Genomic DNA, 20,556 nt, shown 5'->3' with positions numbered 1-20,556 from the left:
ATGCGTCCCTGCGTAACACCCACTACGCCGTGTGGTTTTGATGCGGTTGCTGCAGCAGCTCCTCCAGTGAGACGTTTACGCCTTCCAGGGTAATCAGCTGCGTACTGCTGTACCCCGTCCCGCTGCCGTCACGGTCAATCGACAACACCGTATTGCCGTCCGCGGTATGATCCACTTTCACAAAGTCATTGATATTACTGGTGGCATCATTCCAGCCGATCAGCAGACTGCTGACGTCGATCTTGTCGCCCTGCGCGACGCTGAAGTCGGTCCAGCTGTCGTGACCGTTACCGCCGGTGGCATCTGCGCTGCTCAGCAGGTGGTAAACCAGCGTATCTGCGCCGGCACCGCTGGTAATGGTGTCGTCGTAGGCGCTGCTGGTAAGGCTGTCAGCCGCGGCGCTGCCCGTGATGGTCGGGTGAAGCTCAATGGTAAAGGTGTTGCTGGTGATGGTGCCGTCGGACGATGCCAGGGTGTAGGTAAACACCTCCTTATGCGTGATGTTCTGGATATTCACATCCGCGTTCAGGGTATAGGTGTAGCTACCGTTGGCGGCGATGGTCAGCACACCAAAGTCCCCGGCCACCGCCGTGCTGCCCACGCTGCTCACGGTGGTGAGATCGCCGTGCTCATTGAGGATGCTCAGCGTGCCGCTGTGGCTGGCGTTGCTGTCTCCCCAGATGCTGCCGCTGGCATCGTGCTCGCTGCTGCTGGTGGTTTCCGCCGCCAGACTGGTCGTCGCGAACAGCGCGGTGGCCGCACCGTTATGCAGCGTCACCGTCAGCGTCGCCGAGGTCACTGCACCGCTGGCATCCCGCACCGAGTAGGTGAAGGTGTCCGCCGATGGCAGGGTGTCGATATCCAGCCCGGCCTTCAGCGTGTAGGTGTAGTTACCCTTCGCATCAATGGTCAGCGTACCGTAGGTGGTGTTGATCACCGTATTGCCGCTGGAGGCCACCGCACTGCTGCCCACCGACGCCACCGCCGTGCCGGACGGAATCGTCCCGGCGATCGAGCTGGTATCGTTGGTCAGCAGATTGCCGGTAACCGTCGCGGCAGTAGTGACCGCCAGCGTGGTGAAATCCGACACCGTACTTACCGTGGTGGTTGGCAACACGCTAATGTTGGTGGTGGCTGCGACCACCACCGCATAGTTGCCGGTCCCCAGTCCGGTATAGGTGACGTTCGCCCCTTTCAGCGTACCGATCGTCAGCAGCGCGTTGATATAGTTGGTCTTGATGCTAATCAACTGCCACGAGCCGTTCGCCTGCTGTTCGTACAGGTTTAACGAGTAGTTAGCGGCCACGCCGAGGCTGGTCACCGACCCGTTGAGCGTCACGGTACGGCTATCATCGTTACCCACGCTGAACAGGTAAGCATTACCGTTGTTCAGTACGCTGGCATTGAGCACCGTACCCAGCCCCACGGTCAGCAGCGCGGTGTGTGACGAGTTGACCGTACCGTTGTTTACCGTGGCCTGCGTACTGGTGTAATCCACCTCGTTGCTGTCGTTGGTCGCCACGATGCGAATCGCACCGGTCAGCGAGGCCCCCGGCGAGACGTTACCGGCGCGATCCGTCTGGATCACCGAGAGCGGCGCCCCGGTGATCTGCGCGGTGGTGAGCGTCACCGACCAGTTGCCGCCGCTGCCGACCGTGGTGGTACCGAGCGCGTTGCCGCTGGCATCGCGCACCGTCACCGTGGCGCCCACTTCACCGCTACCGGTGACAAGGGTACCGGCGCTGTTGATCGCCAGCCCACTTACCGCCGCCGGCGGCAGGGTATCGACGTTCACCGTCGCCGTGATGTTACCGGTGCTGACGTTACCCGCCGTATCGGTCACCGTGGTGCTCAGCGTGTGCGCGCCGTTCGCCAGCGTGGCAGTGGTGAAACTCCAGCTGCCATCGCTACCGGCGGTCACCGAACCAATGGCGCTGGCACCGTCGTAGATGGTGACCACCGCACCCGCTTCCGTGGTGCCGCGCAGCGTTGGCGTGGTATCACGCGTGAAGGCACCGTTCGCCAGCGTCACCGGCGTACCGCTGATGTCATCAATGATGCTCAGCGTACTGGCAACCGGCACCACGGTGTCGACGATCAGCGTGGTCGACACCTGCGGGCTGACGTTGCCCGCCGGGTCGGTCTGCGTCACGTTCAGCGTGTGGCTGCCGTTGCTCAGCGCGTTGCCCACCACGAAACTCCAGCTGCCGTTGCTGCCCACCGTGGTGGTGCCCAGCAGTGTAGTGCCGTCGTACACCGTGATGCGCGCGCCCGCCTCACCGCTGCCGCTCAGCAACGGCGTGCTGTCGTTGGTGACGCCGTTGTTCGGGATGGTCACCGCCGTGCTGCCGTTGTTGTTGAGCGCCAGCAGATTGGTCACCGCCGCCGGGGCCGTGGTGTCGATAATCACCGTGGCCGCGGTGGTACCGCTGACGTTACCTGCCGCATCCGTCACCGTCACGGTGATCGGGTGCGGCCCGACGCTCAGCGCGGCCAGTGGCGTGAAGCTCCAGCTGCCGTCCGCCTGCACGATCGCCGTGCCCAGCGCCTGACCGTTGTCGAGGATAGTGATGCGCGCCCCCGCCTCGGCCGCGCTGACGCTACCGCGCAGCGTTGGCGTGGTGTCATTGGTCGCCCCGCCGTTGACGATAGTCGCACCGGTCGCATCATTAATAATGGTGAGACTGGTGTTCACAGGCGCCACGGTATCCACGGTGAGGTTAATCGCGTCAGAGCGCGCACTGACGTTGCCCGCGCTGTCGGTGACCGTCACGCTCAGCGCGTGAGCGGCGTTGCTCAGCGTCGGTGAAACGAAGCTCCAGCTGCCGCTGGCGTTGGCCTGCGCCGTACCGAGCAGCGTGTTGCCATCGTAAACCGTGACAATCGCGTTCGCTTCCGCCGTACCCTGCAGCGTCGGCGTGCTATCACTGGTGACGCCGTTATTGACGATCGCCACGCCGGTGACGTCGTTGGTCAGCGTCAGTCCGGTTGCCGCCAGCGGTGGCACGGTATCGACGGTTAGCGCGAGTGACGCGGCAGGACCGGTATTGCCTGCCGCATCGGTGGCCGTCACGCTGAAGGTGTGTAAACCGTCAGACAGGGTGCCGGTGACAAAGCTCCAGCTGCCGTTGCTGGCGGCGGTAACCGAACCCAGCACCGTATCGCCATCACGAATGGTCACGATGCTGTTGGCTTCCGCCGTGCCGCTCAGGCGTGGCGTGCTGTCATTGGTGACGCCACCTGCCGCAATCGCGACTGGCGTGCTGCCGTTGTTGTTCACCGCTGCCAGTCCGGTAATGGCCACCGGCGGCGTGGTGTCGATCACCAGCGTGGCGCTGGTGGTGGCACTGACGTTACCGGCCGCATCGGTGACCGTGACGTAGAGCGTATGGAGCGTTTCGCTCAGCGCCGTGGCTGGCGTCAGCGTCCAGCTGCCGTCACTGCCCACCTGCACGGAGCCGACCAGCGTGGTGCCATCCAGCACGGTGACGATGCTGCCCGCCTCCGCGCGGCCGCTCAGCACCGGCGTGGTATCGCTGGTGACGCCGCCATTCGGGATGACGCTGCCGCTGACGTCGTTGGTGACCACCAGCGTGGCTGCGCCCGGCGCAACGGTATCGACGGTGATCGTTACCGGCGTGGTGCGCGGGCCAACATTGCCTGCGGCATCGGTGACCGCCACGCTCAGCGCATGCGCGCCGTTACCCAGCGTCGGTGAAACAAAGCTCCACGCGCCGCTGCCGTTGACCTGCGTGGTGCCGAGCAGCGTGTTGCCGTCATAAACGCTGACCGTGGTGTTAGCCTCAGCGCTGCCGCTCAGCGTTGGCGAGGTATCACTGGTCGCGCCGCCAGCCGGTATGCTGACGCCGGTCACATCGTTAGTGATGGTCAGGTTGGTGGCCACCAGCGGTGGCGTCGCATCAACGATCAGCGTCACGCTGAGCGCCTCGCCGGTGTTACCCGCCGCGTCCGTTTCCGTGACGCTGAAGGTATGACTGCCGTCGCTCAGTGCCGCAGAGGTGTAACTCCAGTTACCGCTGCTGCCCACCGTCAGCGAGGCCACCACATCACCATCGAGGCTAATGGTCACCAAGCTGCCTGCCTCAGCCACACCGCGTAACAGCGGCGTGTTGTCGTTGGTGGTGCCGCCGTCGGCAATGGTCACCGGCGTGCTGCCGTTGTTGTTGCTGGCCGTCAGCGTCAGATCGTCTGGCGCCAGGGTATCGACGATCACCGTCGCGCTGGTGCTGGTGCTGACGTTGCCCGCCGCATCGGTCACCGAAACGCTCAGGGTGTGCGATCCTTCACTCAGCGCTGTCGCTGGCGTGTAGCTCCAGTTGCCGCCGGACGGCACGGTCAGCGTGGTCAGCACATCACCATTATTGAGGATGGTGACCGTGCTGCCCGCTTCCGCTACGCCGCTCAGGGTTGGTGTGGCATCGCTGCTGTAGCCGCCGCTGAGCACCGGCTGCGCGGTATCATCGTTGGTGATGACCAGCGTCGAAGCGTTCGGTGCGATGCTGTCCACCGTGAAGCTCAGCGCCGGGGTGCGGTCGCTACTGTTACCCGCCGCATCGCTGACGCCCACGCTCAGCGCGTGCGCCCCTTCGCTCAGGACAGGCGTAGTCAGCGTCCAGCTTCCACCCGCGCCCACCGTAACCGACGCGATGGCGGTGTTGCCATCGTACACCGTGACCAGGCTGCCCGCCTCGGCGCTGCCGCTGAGTACCGGCGTGTTGTCATTGATAACGCTGCCGTCGCTAATCGGCACCGCCGTGCCGCTGCGATCGTTGCTGATCACCACATCAGCGGCCACCGCCGGCGCGGTGGTATCCACGGTGAAGCCGAGGGTAGCCGATTTCGCCCCCTCATCACCGCCAGTGTTTTGCGCAGTGATGTAGTATGCGTAGCTGCCTTCAGCCAGCGTCGGCGTATAGCTCCACTGGCCGTTAGCATCCGCCGTAACGCTGGTGATTACCGCATCCGTATTAGCGTTATAAATACGAATCAGCTGACCGGGTTCGGCAGAGCCGCTGAGCGTTGGCGTGGTGTCGCGGGTTACCGCGCCGTCTGCCAGCGTCACCAGCGTCGTGCCCGTGTCGTCAGTGATTTGCAGCGTCGAGGTAGCTGGCGGCAGATCGGCCTGCACGTCGAGGCTGAACGCCGGCGTCGCCGTGCTGACGTTGCCCGCCGCATCGGTCACGGTCACGGTGAAGCTGTGAGGTCCGTTGTTGAGCGCTGCGGTCGTAAAGCTCCAGGCCCCGCCCGAGCCGGCCAGCGCAGTGCCCAGCAGCGTGGTGCCATCGTAGATGCTCACCGTGCTGCCGGCTTCTGCCGTGCCGCTCAGGGTTGGCGTGTTGTCATCGGTCGACGCGCCGTCATCCAGCGGGCCCGTCGTGCCACCGACGTTATCGGCGACCACCAGGTCAGGAACCGCGTCTGGCACCAGCGTATCGACGGTGATATTCACCGGACCCACCGGCTCGCTGACGTTGCCAGCGGCATCCACCACCTGCACCGAGAAGGCGTAGCTGCCATCCTGCAGCGCGCTGGTTTCAAAGCGCCATACGCCATTAGCATCGGCGACTACCGAGCCAATCACCGTATCGTCCTGCAGCAGATTGATGATGGCACCGGCCTGCGCCGTTCCGCTCAGCACCGGCGTGGTGTCGTTGGTAAAGCTGCCATCCACCAGCGGCAGTGCGGTTGGACCGTTATTGGCATTGACCTCAAACGACAGCACCGGATCCGGCCCGACGGTGTTGACCGTCACGCCAACACTCACCGGGTCGCTGACGTTACCCGCGTTGTCACGGACGACGACCGTCAGCGTGTAGCTGCCGTTATCCAGCGGCAAGGTATTCAGGCTCCAGTTGCCCTCGCTGTCCACCGTCGCCGACCCCACCAGCACGCTGCCGTTGTACACGTTGACGACGCCATCCGGCTCACCGCTGCCGCTCAGCAGCGGCGTGTTGTCGTTGGTGGCGCCACCGTTGGCGATGGTGACTGGATTATCCGGATCGTTATCATTCTGCAGCAGCACGGCGCTGACCGGCTGCGGCGGCGTGGCATCAACCTGAACGGTGAAGCTGGAAGACGGCGCGCTGACGTTGCCGAGGCTGTCCGTCACCGTGGCCGTCAGGGTGTGCTGACCATCGGTGAGCACGGGCGACAGGAACACCCATTCGCCGGCCGCATTGGCGGTGGTCGAACCCAGCACCACGTTGCCATCGTAAATGGTCACCAGGCTGTCAGCCTCCGCCGTACCGCTCAGGCGTGGCGTGTTGTCATTGGTAAAGGTGCCATCGGGCACCAGTACCAGATTGGTACCGTTGTCGTTATTCACTTCCAGCGTGGCCTGGGCCGGAGCCTGGCTATCCACGGTAACGTTAATCGGCGCCGACGCCGGCCCGGTGTTACCGGCCGCATCGGTGACGGTCACCGTCAGGCTGTGCGACGCATTGGTCAGCGTCGGCACGTTGAAACTCCACGCGCCGTCACTGCCCGCGATCGCCGTACCAATCGGCGCGCCGTTATCCAGAATGTTCACCGTGCTGCCCGGCTCGGCAACGCCCGCCAGCAGCGGCGTATTGTCGCTGGTGGTCGAGCCGGACGGGATAGCCACCAGCGCACTGCCGTTGTCATTGGAGAGACTGATTTCCGTCACCTGATCCGGTGCGGTGGCATCAATCACCAGCTGTGCCGTGACCGGCGCGCTGACGTTGCCTGCCGCGTCGCGCGCCACAACGGTTAAGGTGTAATTGCCGTCACTCAGCGCGCTGGCCGGCGTGAAGCTCCAGCTGCCGCTGCTGCCCACGGTAACGCTGCCCACCGGACCGTTCTGCGAGGTAATCACAATCAGGCTGCCCGGATCGCCGCTGCCGCTCAGCACCGGCGTGTTGTCACTGGTTAAGCCGCCGTTCGGGATGGTGACCGGATCGCCGCTACCATTGTCGCTGGCGACAATCAGCTGGGTGACCGCCGACGGTGCTACGGTATCGACGGTGATCGCCACGCTGGCGCTCGGTGCGCTGACATTGCCGGCGACGTCGGTGACCGTCACGCTGAGGCTGTGCGAGCCATCGGTCAGTTCAGGTGAGAAGCTCCATGCGCCGTCGTTATCTGCGGTCGCTGTGCCGATCGGCGTCTGTCCGTCATAGACGATGATGGTGCTGTTCGGCTCCGCCGTTCCGCTGAGCAGCGGCGTGCTGTCATTGGTGCTACTGCCTGAGGCGATCGGCGTGGCCGGATCGACATTGTTGTTCACCAGCAGCAGATCGACAACCGCGTCCGGCGCCGTGGTATCCACGGTAAAGCTAATTGGCGCGGAAGGATCGCTGACGTTACCCGCCGCATCAGTCACCGTTACCGTCAGGCTGTGATTGCCCTCGTTCAGCGTACCGGTAACAAACTGCCAGCTGCCATCGGCGCCCACGGTCACCGAACCGATCGGCGTCGTGCTGTCGCCGTCGTAGACGGTGATGATACTGCCCGCCGTGGCGCTGCCGGAGAGCTGCGGCGTGGTGTCGTTGGTGATGCCATTGGCGGCAATCGCCACCAGCGTGCTGCCATCGTTATTGCTCAGCACCACGTCCACGGGCGCTGCCGGTGGCGTGAGATCGACGGTAAAGGTGTACGGCGCAGACTCCGGTCCGACGTTGCCGGCCGGATCGGTGACGCTGGCCGTCAGGCTGTGACTGCCCGCTTCCAGGGCGGTATCTGGCGTGAAGCGCCAGCCACCGTCGCTGCCGGCGGTGGCCGAGCCGATGATCACGCCGTTGTCGCGCACGATCACCACGCTGTCAGGCTCGGCGATGCCGCTCAACACCGGCGTGGTGTCGTTGGTCGCGCCGCCCGATGCCACCGGTACAGCCGGATCGACCTCATCATTCTCCAGCTGCAGGCCGGTCGGCTCGGCCGGTGCCGTGGTATCGACGGTAAAATTAATCGCCGCGGACGGTGCGCTAACGTTGCCCGCCGCGCTGGTTACCGTGGTGGTCAGACTATGTTCGCCCTGGCTCAGCGCTGGTACCGCGAAGGTCCATGTCCCACCTTCACCCACCAGCACGCTGCCCAGCACCGTATTGCCATCAAGGATGGTGATGGTGCTGCCGGCGTCGGCGGTGCCGCTCAGCTGCGGCGTGGTGTCGTTGGTCGCGGTGCCGCTGTTAATCGGCTGCAGCGTCTCGCCATTATCGTTGTTCAGTACCACATCAACGGCGGCAGACGGCGTGGTGAGATCGATGGTGAAAGCAAACGCATCAGACGCCGGCCCGCTGTTGCCCGCCGTGTCGGTGACAATGGTGGTCAGGCTATGCGTGCCCGCCTCCAGTGCCGGATCCGGCGTGAAGCTCCAGTTGCCGTTTGCATCGGCCTGCGCCGAGCCAATCGCGCTGCCATTGTCGTAAATCGCCACCAGGCTGCCCGGTTCCGCGCTGCCGCTGAACAGCGGCGTAGTGTCATTGGTGACGCCATCCGCCGCGATCGGCAGCGGCGTTGCGCCGCGATCGTTAACCAGCAGCAAGTCAGCGGCGACCGCAGGATCGGTGAGATCGATATTCACCACCAGCGGCGCCGACGGCGCACTGGTGTTGCCAGCCGGACTGGTTTCGGTCGCCGTCAGGCTGTGCTGCCCCTCGCCCAGCGCGGTGGCTGGCGTGAAGCTCCAGCTGCCGTCGTCGTTGACGGTGGTGGTGCCCAGCACGGTATTGCCATCCGAGACGGTAATGGTGCTGCCGGCGGTACCGCTGCCGCTCAGGACCGGCGTGGTGTCGTTGGTGGCACCGCTGGTGATCAGCACCGGCGCGCCGCTCTGATCATCACTGAGCTGCACATTGCCCGGCGCGGCTGGCGTGGTGGTATCGATAGTAAAGCTGAGGGCGGTCGACGGTTCGCTGGTGTTGCCAGCGGTATCGGTGACCGTCGCCGTCAGGCTATGGTCGCCCGCCGCCAGCACCGGTGCGGTGAAGCTCCAGCTGCCGTCGTTGCCGACGGTGGCGGTGCCCAGAACCGTCTCGCCATCGGAAATGGTCACGGTGCTGCCCGGTTCCGCGCGGCCACTCAGCACCGGCGTGGTGTCATTGGTAAGGCCATTGCTGACCGGTACCGGTGTGCCGCTCTGGTCGTTGCTGAGCAGCAGCTCGCTGGCGACGGCGGGTGCGCTGGTATCGACGATGACAATCACCGCCGTACTGCCCGGACCGGTATTGCCCGCCGTATCGGTCACGGTCGACGTCAGGTTGTGCTGCCCTTCGCTCAGCGGATCGGTCGGGGTGAAGCTCCAGCTGCCGTCGCTGCCTGCCGTCGCCGTGCCCAGCACTGTATCGCCGTCGCTGACGGTCACGGTGCTGCCAGGTTCAGCGGTGCCGCTCAGGGTTGGCGTGGTGTCATTGGTGCTGCCGCCCGCGGCAACCGGCGTGCCGTCGCCATTGCTGAGCTGCAGATTGCCCGCCGCCGCCGGTGCCTGCGTATCAACCGTGACGGTTACCGGTGTTGACGCCGGTCCGGTGTTGCCGGCCGCATCGGTCACGGTGCTGGTCAGGCTGTGGCTGCCATCGCTGAGGGGCGGCGTGGTAAAGCTCCAGTTGCCATCGTTGCCCACCGTGGTGCTGCCAATCAACGTACCGCCATCGGAGATAATCACCACACCGCCGGCTTCGCCGCTGCCGCTCAGGGTTGGCGCAGAGACGTTGGTGCTGCCTGTGCCCAGCGGATCGCCGTCGTCGTTAGTCAGCTGGATGCCTGTCGGTGCTGCGGGCGCGACGGTGTCGATGGTGATGGTGATTACCGGCGAATCCGTCACCGTGCCGCTGCCGTTATCGGCGCTGGCGCGGAATGCGTAGGTGCCGTCGGCCAGCGCGGCTGGCGTGAAGCTCCACTGTCCATTGCTGCCCGCGACCACGCTGCCCAATACCGTGCTGCCGTTGTACAGGGTGACGAGATCGCCCGCGCCAGCCTGGCCGCTGAGAATTGGCGTGCTGTCGGTGGTGCTGTCGTTATTCGCCAGTTCGACCAGCGTGCTGCCGTTATCATCGGTGACAATCAGCAGGCTGCTGGTGGCCGGCACGCCAGCCTCGACGTTGACCGTGAACACCGGTGATGCCGGGCTGACATTGCCGGCCGCGTCGGTCACCGTGGTGGTCAGGCTGTGCTGACCGTTAGTGAGCGCATCTGGCGTGAAGCTCCAGCTGCCGTTGCTACCGGCGGTGACGCTGCCTAGCAGCGTGGTGCCGTCATAGATACGCACCACCGCGCCCGCCTCTGCCGAACCGCTCAGGGTTGGCGTGCGATCGTCGGTGGTCTGGCCGGACGCCAGCGCGCCAGTGGCGCTACCCACGTTATCCGTCACCTGCAGGCCGCTGACGGCGGCGGGCGCGGTGGTGTCAACGCTAAAGGTGACAGGTGCTGACGCCGGGCTGACGTTGCCGGCGGCATCGGTCACCGTGGTGCTCAGGCTGTGATTGCCCTCGCTCAGCGCTGGCGTGGTGAAGCTCCAGCTGCCGTTACTGCCGACGCTGACGCTGCCGAGGACGGTGTTGCCATCGCGAATGATGACAATCGTGCCGGCTTCTGCCGTGCCGCTCAGCAGCGGTGTCGCATCGTTAATCGCGCTGCCACTGGTCACCGGCTGTGCAGTACTGCCGGCATCGTTCGACAGGGCCAGATCGCTGGCCGCCGCCGGTGGCGTGGTATCCACCGTGATGTTCAGGGTGACGGTGTCAATCACATTGCCGTCAACGTCGGTAATGGTGGCGCTGAATGCGTGCCCGCCTTCACTCAGATCGCTCAGGGCAAAGCGCCACTGGCCATTGCCGTCGGCGGTGGTGCTGCCGACAAGATCGCCGCCGTCAAAGATCCTGACGAGGCTGCCGGCCCGGGTCAAACCGCTCAGCGTCGGACTGTCGTCATTGGTGACTGCGCCGTTTTGCAGTGACACCAGCGTATTGCCACTGTCGCCGACCAGCTCGATGCTACCGCTGGCTGGCGGCAGTGCGGCATCCACGTTGACCACAAATTCCGTGGTCGCGCTGCTGACGTTGCCCGCCGCATCGGTTTGCGTCACGGTCAGACTGTGGCTGCCGTTGCTGAGCGCTGGCGTGGTAAAGCTCCAGCTGCCGTTGGCCCCGACAAGAGTGTTGCCTAACAGCGTGCTGCCGTCGTAAATGCTGATCAGCGCACCGGCTTCGCCGCTGCCGCTCAGGGTAGGTGTGTTGTCATCGGTGGTAGCGCCCGAGGTCAGCGGGCCCTGGCTGGCACCGACGTTGTCGATTACCTGCAGATCGCCGATCGCCGCCGGTGCGGTGGTATCGACGGTGACCCCAATAGCCGCTGACGCCGGACCGGTATTGCCGGCGCTGTCGGTTACCGTGGTTGTCAGGCTGTGATTGCCCTCGCTGAGCGCTGGCGTGGTGAAGCTCCAGCTGCCGTTACTGCCGACGATGGCCGTGCCGAGCACCACGTTGCCATCACGTACCGTCACGGTACTGCCAGCTTCGGCTGTGCCGCTCAGCACCAGCGTGTTGTCATTGCTGCTGCCGCCGGCGGCAATCGGCGTTGCGGTGCCATTGCTGTCACCGGTCAGCAGCAGATCGCCTGCCGCGCCGGGTGCCACGGTATCAATGGTGACCGTCAGGGTGACTGAATTCGTTACGTTGCCAGCGCTATCAGTGGCGACGGCGCGGAACGCGTAGGTACCGTCCGCCAGCGCCGCTGGCGTAAAGCGCCACTGGCCGCTGCCGTCGGCGACAGTGCTGCCCAGCAACGTGGTGCCGTTGTACAGCGTAATCACGGCGTTAGCGCTGGCCAGACCGCTCAGCACCGGCGTGCTGTCGTTGGTGCTGGCCCCATCGCTCAGGATGCGCAGCGTGGCGGCGCTGTCATCGGTAATCTGCAGTGAGCTGCTGGTCGGCGGCAGGCTGGCCTGGATGGTCACGTCAAACGCAGACGATACCGCGCTCACGTTACCGGCTGCGTCAGTCAGCGTGACCGTCAGGCTGTGGCTGCCGGTGCTCAGCGCTGGCGTGGTGAAGCTCCAGCTGCCGTTGGCGCCCACTACCGCCGTGCCTAACAGCGTCTGTCCATCGTAAACGCTGACGATAGCGCCCGCTTCGCCGCGGCCGCTCAGGGTCGGCGTGTTGTCATCGGTGGCGGAACCGTTCGGTACCGGCGTAGTGCTGCCAGCGCTGTTGCCACTCAGCGACAAATCGCTGGCGGCCGCAGGCGGCTGGGTATCAACGGTAAAATCAACCGGGCTGGTGGCCGGACTGGTGTTGCCGGCAGCATCGGTGACGGTGACCGTCAGGCTGTGCTGACCCTCACCGAGCGCAGGCGTTGTGAAGCTCCAGCGGCCATCGGCACCGACGGTGACCGTGCCCAGCAGCGTGGTGCCGTCGTAAATGCTGACGATGGCACCGGCTTCGGCGGTGCCGCTTAACGTAGGCGTGTTGTCATCGGTGCTGGTGCCGCCCGTGATAGCGCCCTGCACGCTGCCCGCGTTATCGGTGATCAGCAGATCGCTGACTGCCGCCGGTGCCGTTGTGTCACCGCCGCCGCCATTGTCGCCGCCGCCGTTATCCCCGTCACCACCACCACCGCCGCCGTTGTTGCCGGCAATCAGCGCACCGATGCCAGCCAGCGCGGCGCCGGCAATACCGAAGGCGGTCAGCGTGCCGTCACCGGTGACGTTTTCTGCTAACAGCCCTTCCGTGCTGTCGATGGAGACAAACTGGAAGCCTTCGGTACCGGGATCTTCGACCCACCACAGCGCGCCTTTGTCGTCCTGCAACACCAGATCGCTGTCGCCGTTAGCATCGTAGAATTTATGAATAACAACGACTTCACCGGATTTAGTGGTGACCACTAAATCACTACCATTGCGTGTGAAAGATTTAATATCAGCCTGGTTAAGGTTGAGCTTAACCACACTGGGAGCAGTTAAATTAACCTGATTACCGCTCATTTCAGTAGCAATCGTTCCGCCCTTGGGCGTTACAGAGATATTGTTCATTTTATCGATATCCCGCGCAGTTATAAGCTTAATGGCATCCATAAAAACGCCCGGTATCGCCAGATACCGGTATTCTTCGCGAATAATTCAATGAATTACTCACATCCTCTCCAGGCCGGTTTCATCTGCCAGTGGCGCAATGAAAACGCGCTGAGTCGTTATTTGCCGCCCGTCCGAGAAATAGCTCTGTCGAACTCTTTTCAGACTTGCGCTAACAAATCAGTGAGATAGACGCTCTTCCAGTGGTAGCCTTGCATGCCGTAAATAGATTTTTGCGACAGCAAATCAACCTGACGTTGATGTTCAACACCCTCAACAATCACGCCGCGACATAATTGATTGAGGTGGTCGAGCAGAATGTCGAAAGTGCGATCTTCGCCAAATTGCCAAAAAAAATTTTTATCAATCTTGACGACGTCAAATATTCCGCTATCGAGCATGGTCAGGTTGGAATAACCCGGACCAAAGTCATCGAGCCATATCGGAGCCGGCGTAACTTTGGCTACGCCTTTGAGGATCAGCAGATCGGCACTATTAAAGCGCGCGGTAAAGAAAGCAGAGATTTCCAGCCGTAGTCGCGGTAGCGCGGCAAGTTTTCTTTGTGTTTCAGCATCTTTAAAAATGCTGGCAACAATATCTCTGTCTACGTTTACGCTAATGACCTGCTCAAACCCCGCATGGTACAGCTGAATAAGTTTTTCGACCTGGTGGAGGAATAACTGCCATTTTTCATCAGCAGAAAGCTGACTGAAGAACCCTGCATCCCTGTCAGGGTTACGCTTATTATTGGTATCTGCATCATCTGCGAAACGCGTTAACAATTCCCATGCCACAACCTCACCGGAAATCGCGTGAACCGGCTCCAGCATCAGGATGTAATCGGGTTTGCAGTTCATTTCACGATCCTTACACTGGCTAATAGCAGGGTAAACTGTCAGCTTTTCTCATGTGATTTGTAAGGGAAACATCGATAAAACTTAACACCTTAACTGAAGGTTAACTTACAACTTACATTTTGAAAAATAGATTTCAGTAAACGACAGTGCGAACTTTAATCGTTTAAACCAATCAATTAAGGTTCATTTTCGCCACATGTTTCATATAAAGATCAGATAATTCCTGGTTTTCAGTCACGTCGGTTTTGTGCCATCAACATCAAAATAAAATAAGACTATGATTTTTAAGAATTAAAAATCTAAAAACACACTTATTTTGAATTTTTAAGCTTATCATGGCATTTTTCATCCCGGGCACCGGGATTCCAGAAAGCGTCAAAAAAAACCAGCCAGACAGAAATGCCAGCCAACGCCTTATGCTTAAATTTTTATTATACATAGCAAGGAAATCATAAAAGAAATATTGGTCAATAGCGGGCACTTCCAGCACTAAGTCAAAGATTTGAAAAACGTTTTTTTTGCTGCCGATACGCTTTAATTGCAGAATTAAGCAGATAGCATTTGTTAATAAACGGTAGTGATTGCGCCGTGCCGGGCAGGATAATTTCAGAGTGACTGCGATCACGAATTGAATAAATGACAGAAAGGATTGTCAGGCGGGGTGATAATAACGGGCTCCACCAGGAGCCCGCTGTGGCAAATAGTAACTTACTCGTCTTCGAGATAGGTATAACCGTACAGACCGCTCTCAAACTCTTCAAGGAACTGCGCGCGCAGCTCTTCGTCGATATCCTGCTGCTGTTTTACCTGATCGCGGAATAACGTCATCAGATCGTTAGGATTGAGCTGCACGTATTGCAGCATATCCGCCACGGTATCCCCTTCATCAGACAGCTGCACTTCTACGCTGCCATCCGGGAAGGCGAAGACGTCCACCGCTTCGGTATCGCCAAACAGATTGTGCATGTTGCCAAGGATTTCCTGATACGCCCCGACCATGAAGAAGCCCAGCATCGGTGGATTATCCACATCGTACTCTGGCATTGGCATGGTGGTGGCGATACCGTCACCGTCAACATAGTGATCGATGGTGCCATCCGAATCACAGGTGATATCCAGCAGTACCGCACGACGCTGCGGGGTTTTGTTCAATCCTTCCAGCGGCAGCACCGGGAACAGCTGATCGATACCCCACGCATCCGGCATCGACTGGAACAGCGAGAAGTTGACGTAGATCTTGTCCGCCATGCGCTCCTGCAGCTCATCAATAATCGGCCGATGGGCGCGGTTGCTCGGGTCGAGATGCTGCTGAATGTAATGACAGATGCTGAGATACAGCTGCTCAGCCCAGGCGCGCTGGCCAAGATCGTAGGTGCCGGACGAATAGCCGGTATGGATATCGAACAGATCCATCTGGCTGTCATGCAGCCATTCGCGTAGCGAGCGGCGTACGTTCGGTTCGTGCATCTCCTGCCAGGTATCCCACAGGCTCTGAATAGGGCGCGGTGAGTCGGCATCCGGTGCGACCGGCGTACTGAACTCGTTGCGCTCGACGCCAATGATGTTGGAGACCAGCACGGTGTGGTGCGCGGTCACCGCACGCCCTGACTCAGTGATCACGGTCGGATGTTCCAGACCGTGCTCTTCACAGGCGTCGCCGATGGCCCAGATCACGTTGTTGGCGTATTCGTTGAGGCCGTAGTTGACCGAGCAATCCGACTGCGAACGCGTGCCTTCGTAATCAACCCCGAGCCCGCCGCCGACGTCAAAGCACTTGATGTTAACGCCCAGCTTGGCCAGCTCTACATAGAAGCGCGCCGATTCACGCACGCCGGTGGCGATATCGCGAATATTGGACATTTGCGAGCCGAGATGGAAGTGCAGCAGCTGCAGGCTGTCGAGGCGGCCCGCTTTGCGCATGATGTCGACCAGTTGTAACACCTGCGACGCCGCCAGACCAAACTTAGATTTTTCGCCGCCGCTCGACTGCCATTTACCGGAGCCCTGCGACGCCAGACGAGCACGGATGCCGAGGCGCGGCACCACATTCAGCCGTTCCGCCTCTTCCAGCACCAGACGCACTTCAGTCATCTTCTCAATCACCAGATAAACTTTGTGGCCGAGCTTTTCACCAATCAGTGCCAGGCGGATATATTCGCGGTCTTTATAACCGTTGCAGACAATCACCGAGCGGGTTTTACCGGCGTGCGCCAGTACCGCCATCAGCTCGGCTTTGGAGCCCGCTTCCAGCCCCAGCGGCTCGCCGGAGTTGACCAGCGATTCAATCACGCGCTTATGCTGGTTAACCTTGATCGGATAAACCAGGAAGTAGTCGCCTTTATAACCGTAAGATTCGCGCGCACGTTTAAACGCGGCGTTAATCGAACGCAGACGGTGCTGCAGAATTTGCGGGAAGCAGAACAGCGCAGGCAGGCGCTGACCGTCGGCCTCGCGCTCTTTTACCAGCTTCGCCAGGTCAACGCGCACTTCCGGCTGATCCGGGTCCGGGCAGACGCTGATGTGGCCAAGTTCGTTGACGTCGTAATAGTTGTTTCCCCACCAGGCAATATTGTAGGTGCGCAGCATTTTGCTTGCGTCCTGATCGTTCATCGCCACCTCCTGCATTGAGCGGAGTACACCCTGTTCGCCAGCTGACGAACCCTTGATATTCTTCATGTCGTCAGACATCACGAACCTCAATTTTCCGTTGAAATATGAAAAAGTTGCCGGATTTTGCTGCTACTGCGCCGGATGGAAATATCCTCATTCTGCTTATCTCACTTCAGCAGGTTACCGAGCGTGTTGCTGAGATTAAGTGTAAAACACCGCGCCGGAACCGGTGAACAACCGGGCGAAATCGTCCCGCGTTGCCTCACCACAGGCGAGTGAAACACAGCAAATAACAGGAGGAATAGCTTAGCCGGCGCTCGTGTCGGGATAATTACCGCAGCGCAGAAAACTTCGACGAGAGAAAAGAGCAGAACTGGAAATGGAAAGGCGTGCCAGCGCGCCAGAACGGCGCCGTGAACCGAAGAGAGCGAAAATGTGGTTCATTGTTTTTATCACCTCCAGCGCCTGCTAACAGCATGCGGAAACGGAGTGGATGAAAATCAGAGCAACAGCCTCTGACAGCGCGACGCACGGGGGCGTCATCCATGGGACAACAGCGGCGTTTTATACAGTCTGACGCGGCAAAATGCAAAATCTTTGTCGGCGCGCTGCGGCAGGTGTCAGGAAAATATTCCAGTTGAACTGTAGCGATAAATGCTCATGGCGAAAAAGCACTGGAAAAACGCGCACTGAGTGACCTAAAATAGCCGTCCAGATGGTTTTCCATCTAAACTGATTAACATCCAGGCGGTGTGAGCCTGGTACGCTGACACTTCCTACTGCTTGCGGCTTTGCCTGAAGGGGCGTCGAGCTGGCATCATCCCGCTTACGCTATGCAGTCGAATTCAAACCATTTGTAAGGTAAAGAACAGAATGGCTAAACACCTTTTTACTTCCGAGTCCGTATCAGAAGGACATCCTGATAAAATCGCAGACCAGATTTCCGATGCCGTGCTGGACGCTATCCTCGAACAAGATCCTAAAGCGCGCGTTGCCTGCGAGACCTACGTAAAAACCGGTATGGTGCTGGTTGGCGGTGAGATCACCACCAGCGCATGGGTTGATATTGAAGAGATCACCCGTAATACCGTACGTGAAATCGGCTATGTTCATTCCGATATGGGCTTTGATGCCAACTCCTGTGCGGTGCTGAGCGCGATTGGTAAGCAGTCGCCGGACATCAACCAGGGCGTAGACCGCACCGATCCGCTGGAGCAGGGTGCGGGCGACCAGGGCCTGATGTTTGGTTACGCCACCAATGAAACCGACGTGCTGATGCCGGCACCGGTAACCTACGCGCACCGTCTGGTGCAGCGTCAGGCTGAAGTGCGTAAAAACGGTACGCTGCCCTGGCTGCGTCCGGATGCCAAAAGCCAGATTACCTTCCAGTACGACGGCGGCAAGATTGTCGGTATCGATGCAGTAGTGCTGTCAACTCAGCATTCAGAAGAGATTTCACAGGCCGATCTGCGTGAAGCGGTGATGGAAGAGATCATCAAGCCGGTACTGCCGACCGAGTGGATCAACGCCAGCACCAAATACCACATCAACCCAACCGGTCGTTTCGTGATCGGCGGCCCGATGGGCGACTGCGGCCTGACCGGTCGTAAGATTATCGTTGATACCTACGGTGGCATGGCTCGTCACGGCGGCGGTGCGTTCTCCGGTAAAGATCCGTCGAAAGTAGACCGTTCTGCCGCATACGCTGCGCGCTACGTGGCGAAGAACATCGTTGCTGCTGGCCTGGCCGATCGCTGCGAAATCCAGGTTTCTTACGCCATTGGCGTGGCAGAACCGACCTCAATCATGGTGGAAACCTTCGGTACTGAGAAAGTTTCAACCGAACAGCTGACGCTGCTGGTGCGTGAGTTCTTCGACCTGCGTCCATACGGTCTGATTCAGATGATGGATCTGCTGAAGCCCATCTACAAAGAAACCGCTGCCTACGGTCACTTTGGTCGTGAACACTTCCCGTGGGAACAGACCGATAAAGCCGCCCAGCTGCGCGAGGCCGCAGGCCTGTAATCACAGCGGGTGCGGGCATCGGCTCTCACCCCAACCTTTTCTTCGCGGAGAAGGTAAAATCGAGCCCGCGCAAGCGGGCTTTTTTACAGGCATAATCGCCGTGCTCGCGCTTCCGACCGCATCCCCTGTCCCGCCCCGGCACCATCACACTTTTTGTCTACAGCACCGCAGGCGCATTTTTCAGCGCTGTCTACACTGTTAGCACTGCGCTTACAACAAAGTGTTAACGATTACATTTTGAAATCCTTTTAATATCTTAAATTTAGAGATTTTTCAGCGTAGTCACGGTGATGAAAATGCGTTATTTTCAGCGTCGTCTGATAGCCGATATTTATAGTGATGTCAGAAACTTAAAGGGTGCTATACCTTACTGGTTATGTGGCTGATTCGGGCTAAAAATGCTGGATTACAGGGTTTCAGCGTGTGTAACCGATTACATCGATGTGATCGCACTCACTTTTTCCCGCAGGCAGCTTACTTAACATTGATAACAACAAAGATGGATAAACTTCGGAGGCAATATGCCTGGTAATACTCACAAAAGCAGAACCTCAAACAAGGCGATGACCCTGTTTGTCTGCTTTCTGGCCGCTCTGGCGGGCCTGCTGTTCGGTCTGGATATCGGCGTTATCGCCGGTGCCCTGCCCTTCATCGCGAAAGATTTCAACGTTACCGCACATCAGCAGGAGTGGATCGTCAGCTCAATGATGTTTGGTGCTGCGGTCGGTGCCGTGGGCAGCGGCTGGATGTCTTCGCGTCTCGGCCGTAAAAAGAGCCTGATGGCCGGTGCCATCCTGTTCGTCATCGGTTCACTGTGGTCGGCGATGGCGCCAAACCCGGAAATGCTGATTGCCGCGCGCGTGGTGCTCGGCCTTGCCGTCGGCGTTGCCTCTTATACCGCACCGCTGTATCTCTCGGAAATCGCACCGGAGAAGATCCGCGGCAGTATGATTTCGCTGTATCAGCTTATGATCACCATCGGTATTCTCGGCGCTTACCTGTCTGACACCGCGTTCAGTGCCTCGGGCGACTGGCGCTGGATGCTGGGCATCATCACTATTCCGGCGGTGTTGCTGCTGGTTGGCGTGGTGTTCCTGCCAAACAGCCCGCGCTGGCTGGCGGCCAAAGGCGACTTCCGCGATGCGCAGCGCGTGCTGGATCGCTTGCGTGACACCAGCGAGCAGGCGAAACGCGAGCTGGATGAAATCCGCGAAAGCCTGAAGATCAAACAGTCCGGCTGGCAGCTGTTCCAGAGCAACAGCAACTTCCGCCGCGCGGTGTTCCTCGGCGTGCTGTTGCAGGTGATGCAGCAGTTCACCGGTATGAACGTCATCATGTACTACGCACCGAAAATCTTCGAAATCGCCGGCTTCGCCAATACCACGCAGCAAATGTGGGGCACCGTGATCGTGGGTCTGGTGAACGTGCTGGCGACCTTTATTGCTATCGGCCTGGTCGATCGCTGGGGCCGTAAACCAACGCTGGTGCTGGGCTTCCTGGTGATGGCAGCCGGTATGGGCATCCTCGGCACCATGCTGCACATTGGCATTAACTCCGCCGGTGAGCAGTACTTTGCCATCGCCATGCTGCTGATGTTTATTGTTGGCTTCGCGATGTCGGCCGGTCCGCTGATTTGGGTACTGTGTTCGGAAATCCAGCCGCTGAAAGGACGTGATTTTGGTATCACCGTCTCTACCGCGACCAACTGGATTGCCAACATGATCGTCGGTGCCACCTTCCTGACCATGCTGAACTCGCTGGGCAACGCGCCGACCTTCTGGGTCTACGCCGCGCTGAACGTGTTCTTTATTCTGCTGACGGTAGTGCTGATTCCGGAGACCAAAAACGTCTCGCTGGAGCACATCGAACGCAACCTGATGTCGGGCAAAAAACTACGCGACATCGGCCACCAGTAAGGCCAGATGGATTAACCGGGGCTGCCGCAGGGCGGCCCTTTTTTTATCTGCCGCCTGTGCGCATGCAGTTGCGTCCCCTGCCACAACGCCTTATGCTGCCGCA

The 20,556-nt window shown here is 60.2% G+C and carries 5 protein-coding genes; 2 read left to right on the top strand and 3 right to left on the bottom strand.

The window, feature by feature from the left end:
* Window positions 1-22 precede the first annotated feature (22 nt).
* The 3 genes from MXF20_RS13265 to speA form a co-directional block, all read right to left on the bottom strand.
* Window positions 23-13,006 carry an Ig-like domain-containing protein gene (locus MXF20_RS13265; RefSeq protein WP_325969753.1) on the bottom strand — a complete coding sequence of 4,328 codons (12,984 nt, stop codon included), beginning with the start codon at window positions 13,004-13,006 and terminating at the stop codon, window positions 23-25.
* Window positions 13,007-13,206: 200 nt separating this feature from the next.
* Window positions 13,207-13,902, bottom strand: a complete 696-nt coding sequence (locus tag MXF20_RS13260) for an EAL domain-containing protein (RefSeq protein ID WP_325969752.1) — start codon at window positions 13,900-13,902, stop codon at window positions 13,207-13,209.
* Window positions 13,903-14,610: 708 nt separating this feature from the next.
* Window positions 14,611-16,590: a biosynthetic arginine decarboxylase gene (gene speA / locus MXF20_RS13255; RefSeq protein ID WP_325969751.1), complete on the bottom strand. Its 1,980-nt coding sequence runs from the start codon at window positions 16,588-16,590 to the stop codon at window positions 14,611-14,613.
* Window positions 16,591-17,385: 795 nt separating this feature from the next.
* On the opposite strand from speA, the gene metK reads away from it, so the two are divergent.
* Together metK and MXF20_RS13245 are read left to right on the top strand one after the other, a co-directional pair.
* Complete coding sequence (gene metK, locus MXF20_RS13250) at window positions 17,386-18,537, top strand: methionine adenosyltransferase (protein ID WP_021506636.1); 1,152 nt, start codon at window positions 17,386-17,388, stop codon at window positions 18,535-18,537.
* Window positions 18,538-19,058: 521 nt separating this feature from the next.
* Window positions 19,059-20,453, top strand: coding sequence for a sugar porter family MFS transporter (locus MXF20_RS13245; RefSeq protein ID WP_325969750.1), 1,395 nt, complete (start codon window positions 19,059-19,061; stop codon window positions 20,451-20,453).
* Window positions 20,454-20,556: the final 103 nt, after the last annotated feature.

The organism is Pantoea dispersa, from assembly GCF_035783935.1.
Taxonomy (GTDB): domain Bacteria; phylum Pseudomonadota; class Gammaproteobacteria; order Enterobacterales; family Enterobacteriaceae; genus Pantoea; species Pantoea dispersa_C.
Note: the sequence above shows the minus strand (reverse complement) of the source record. Positions and strands in the feature narration are given on the sequence as shown.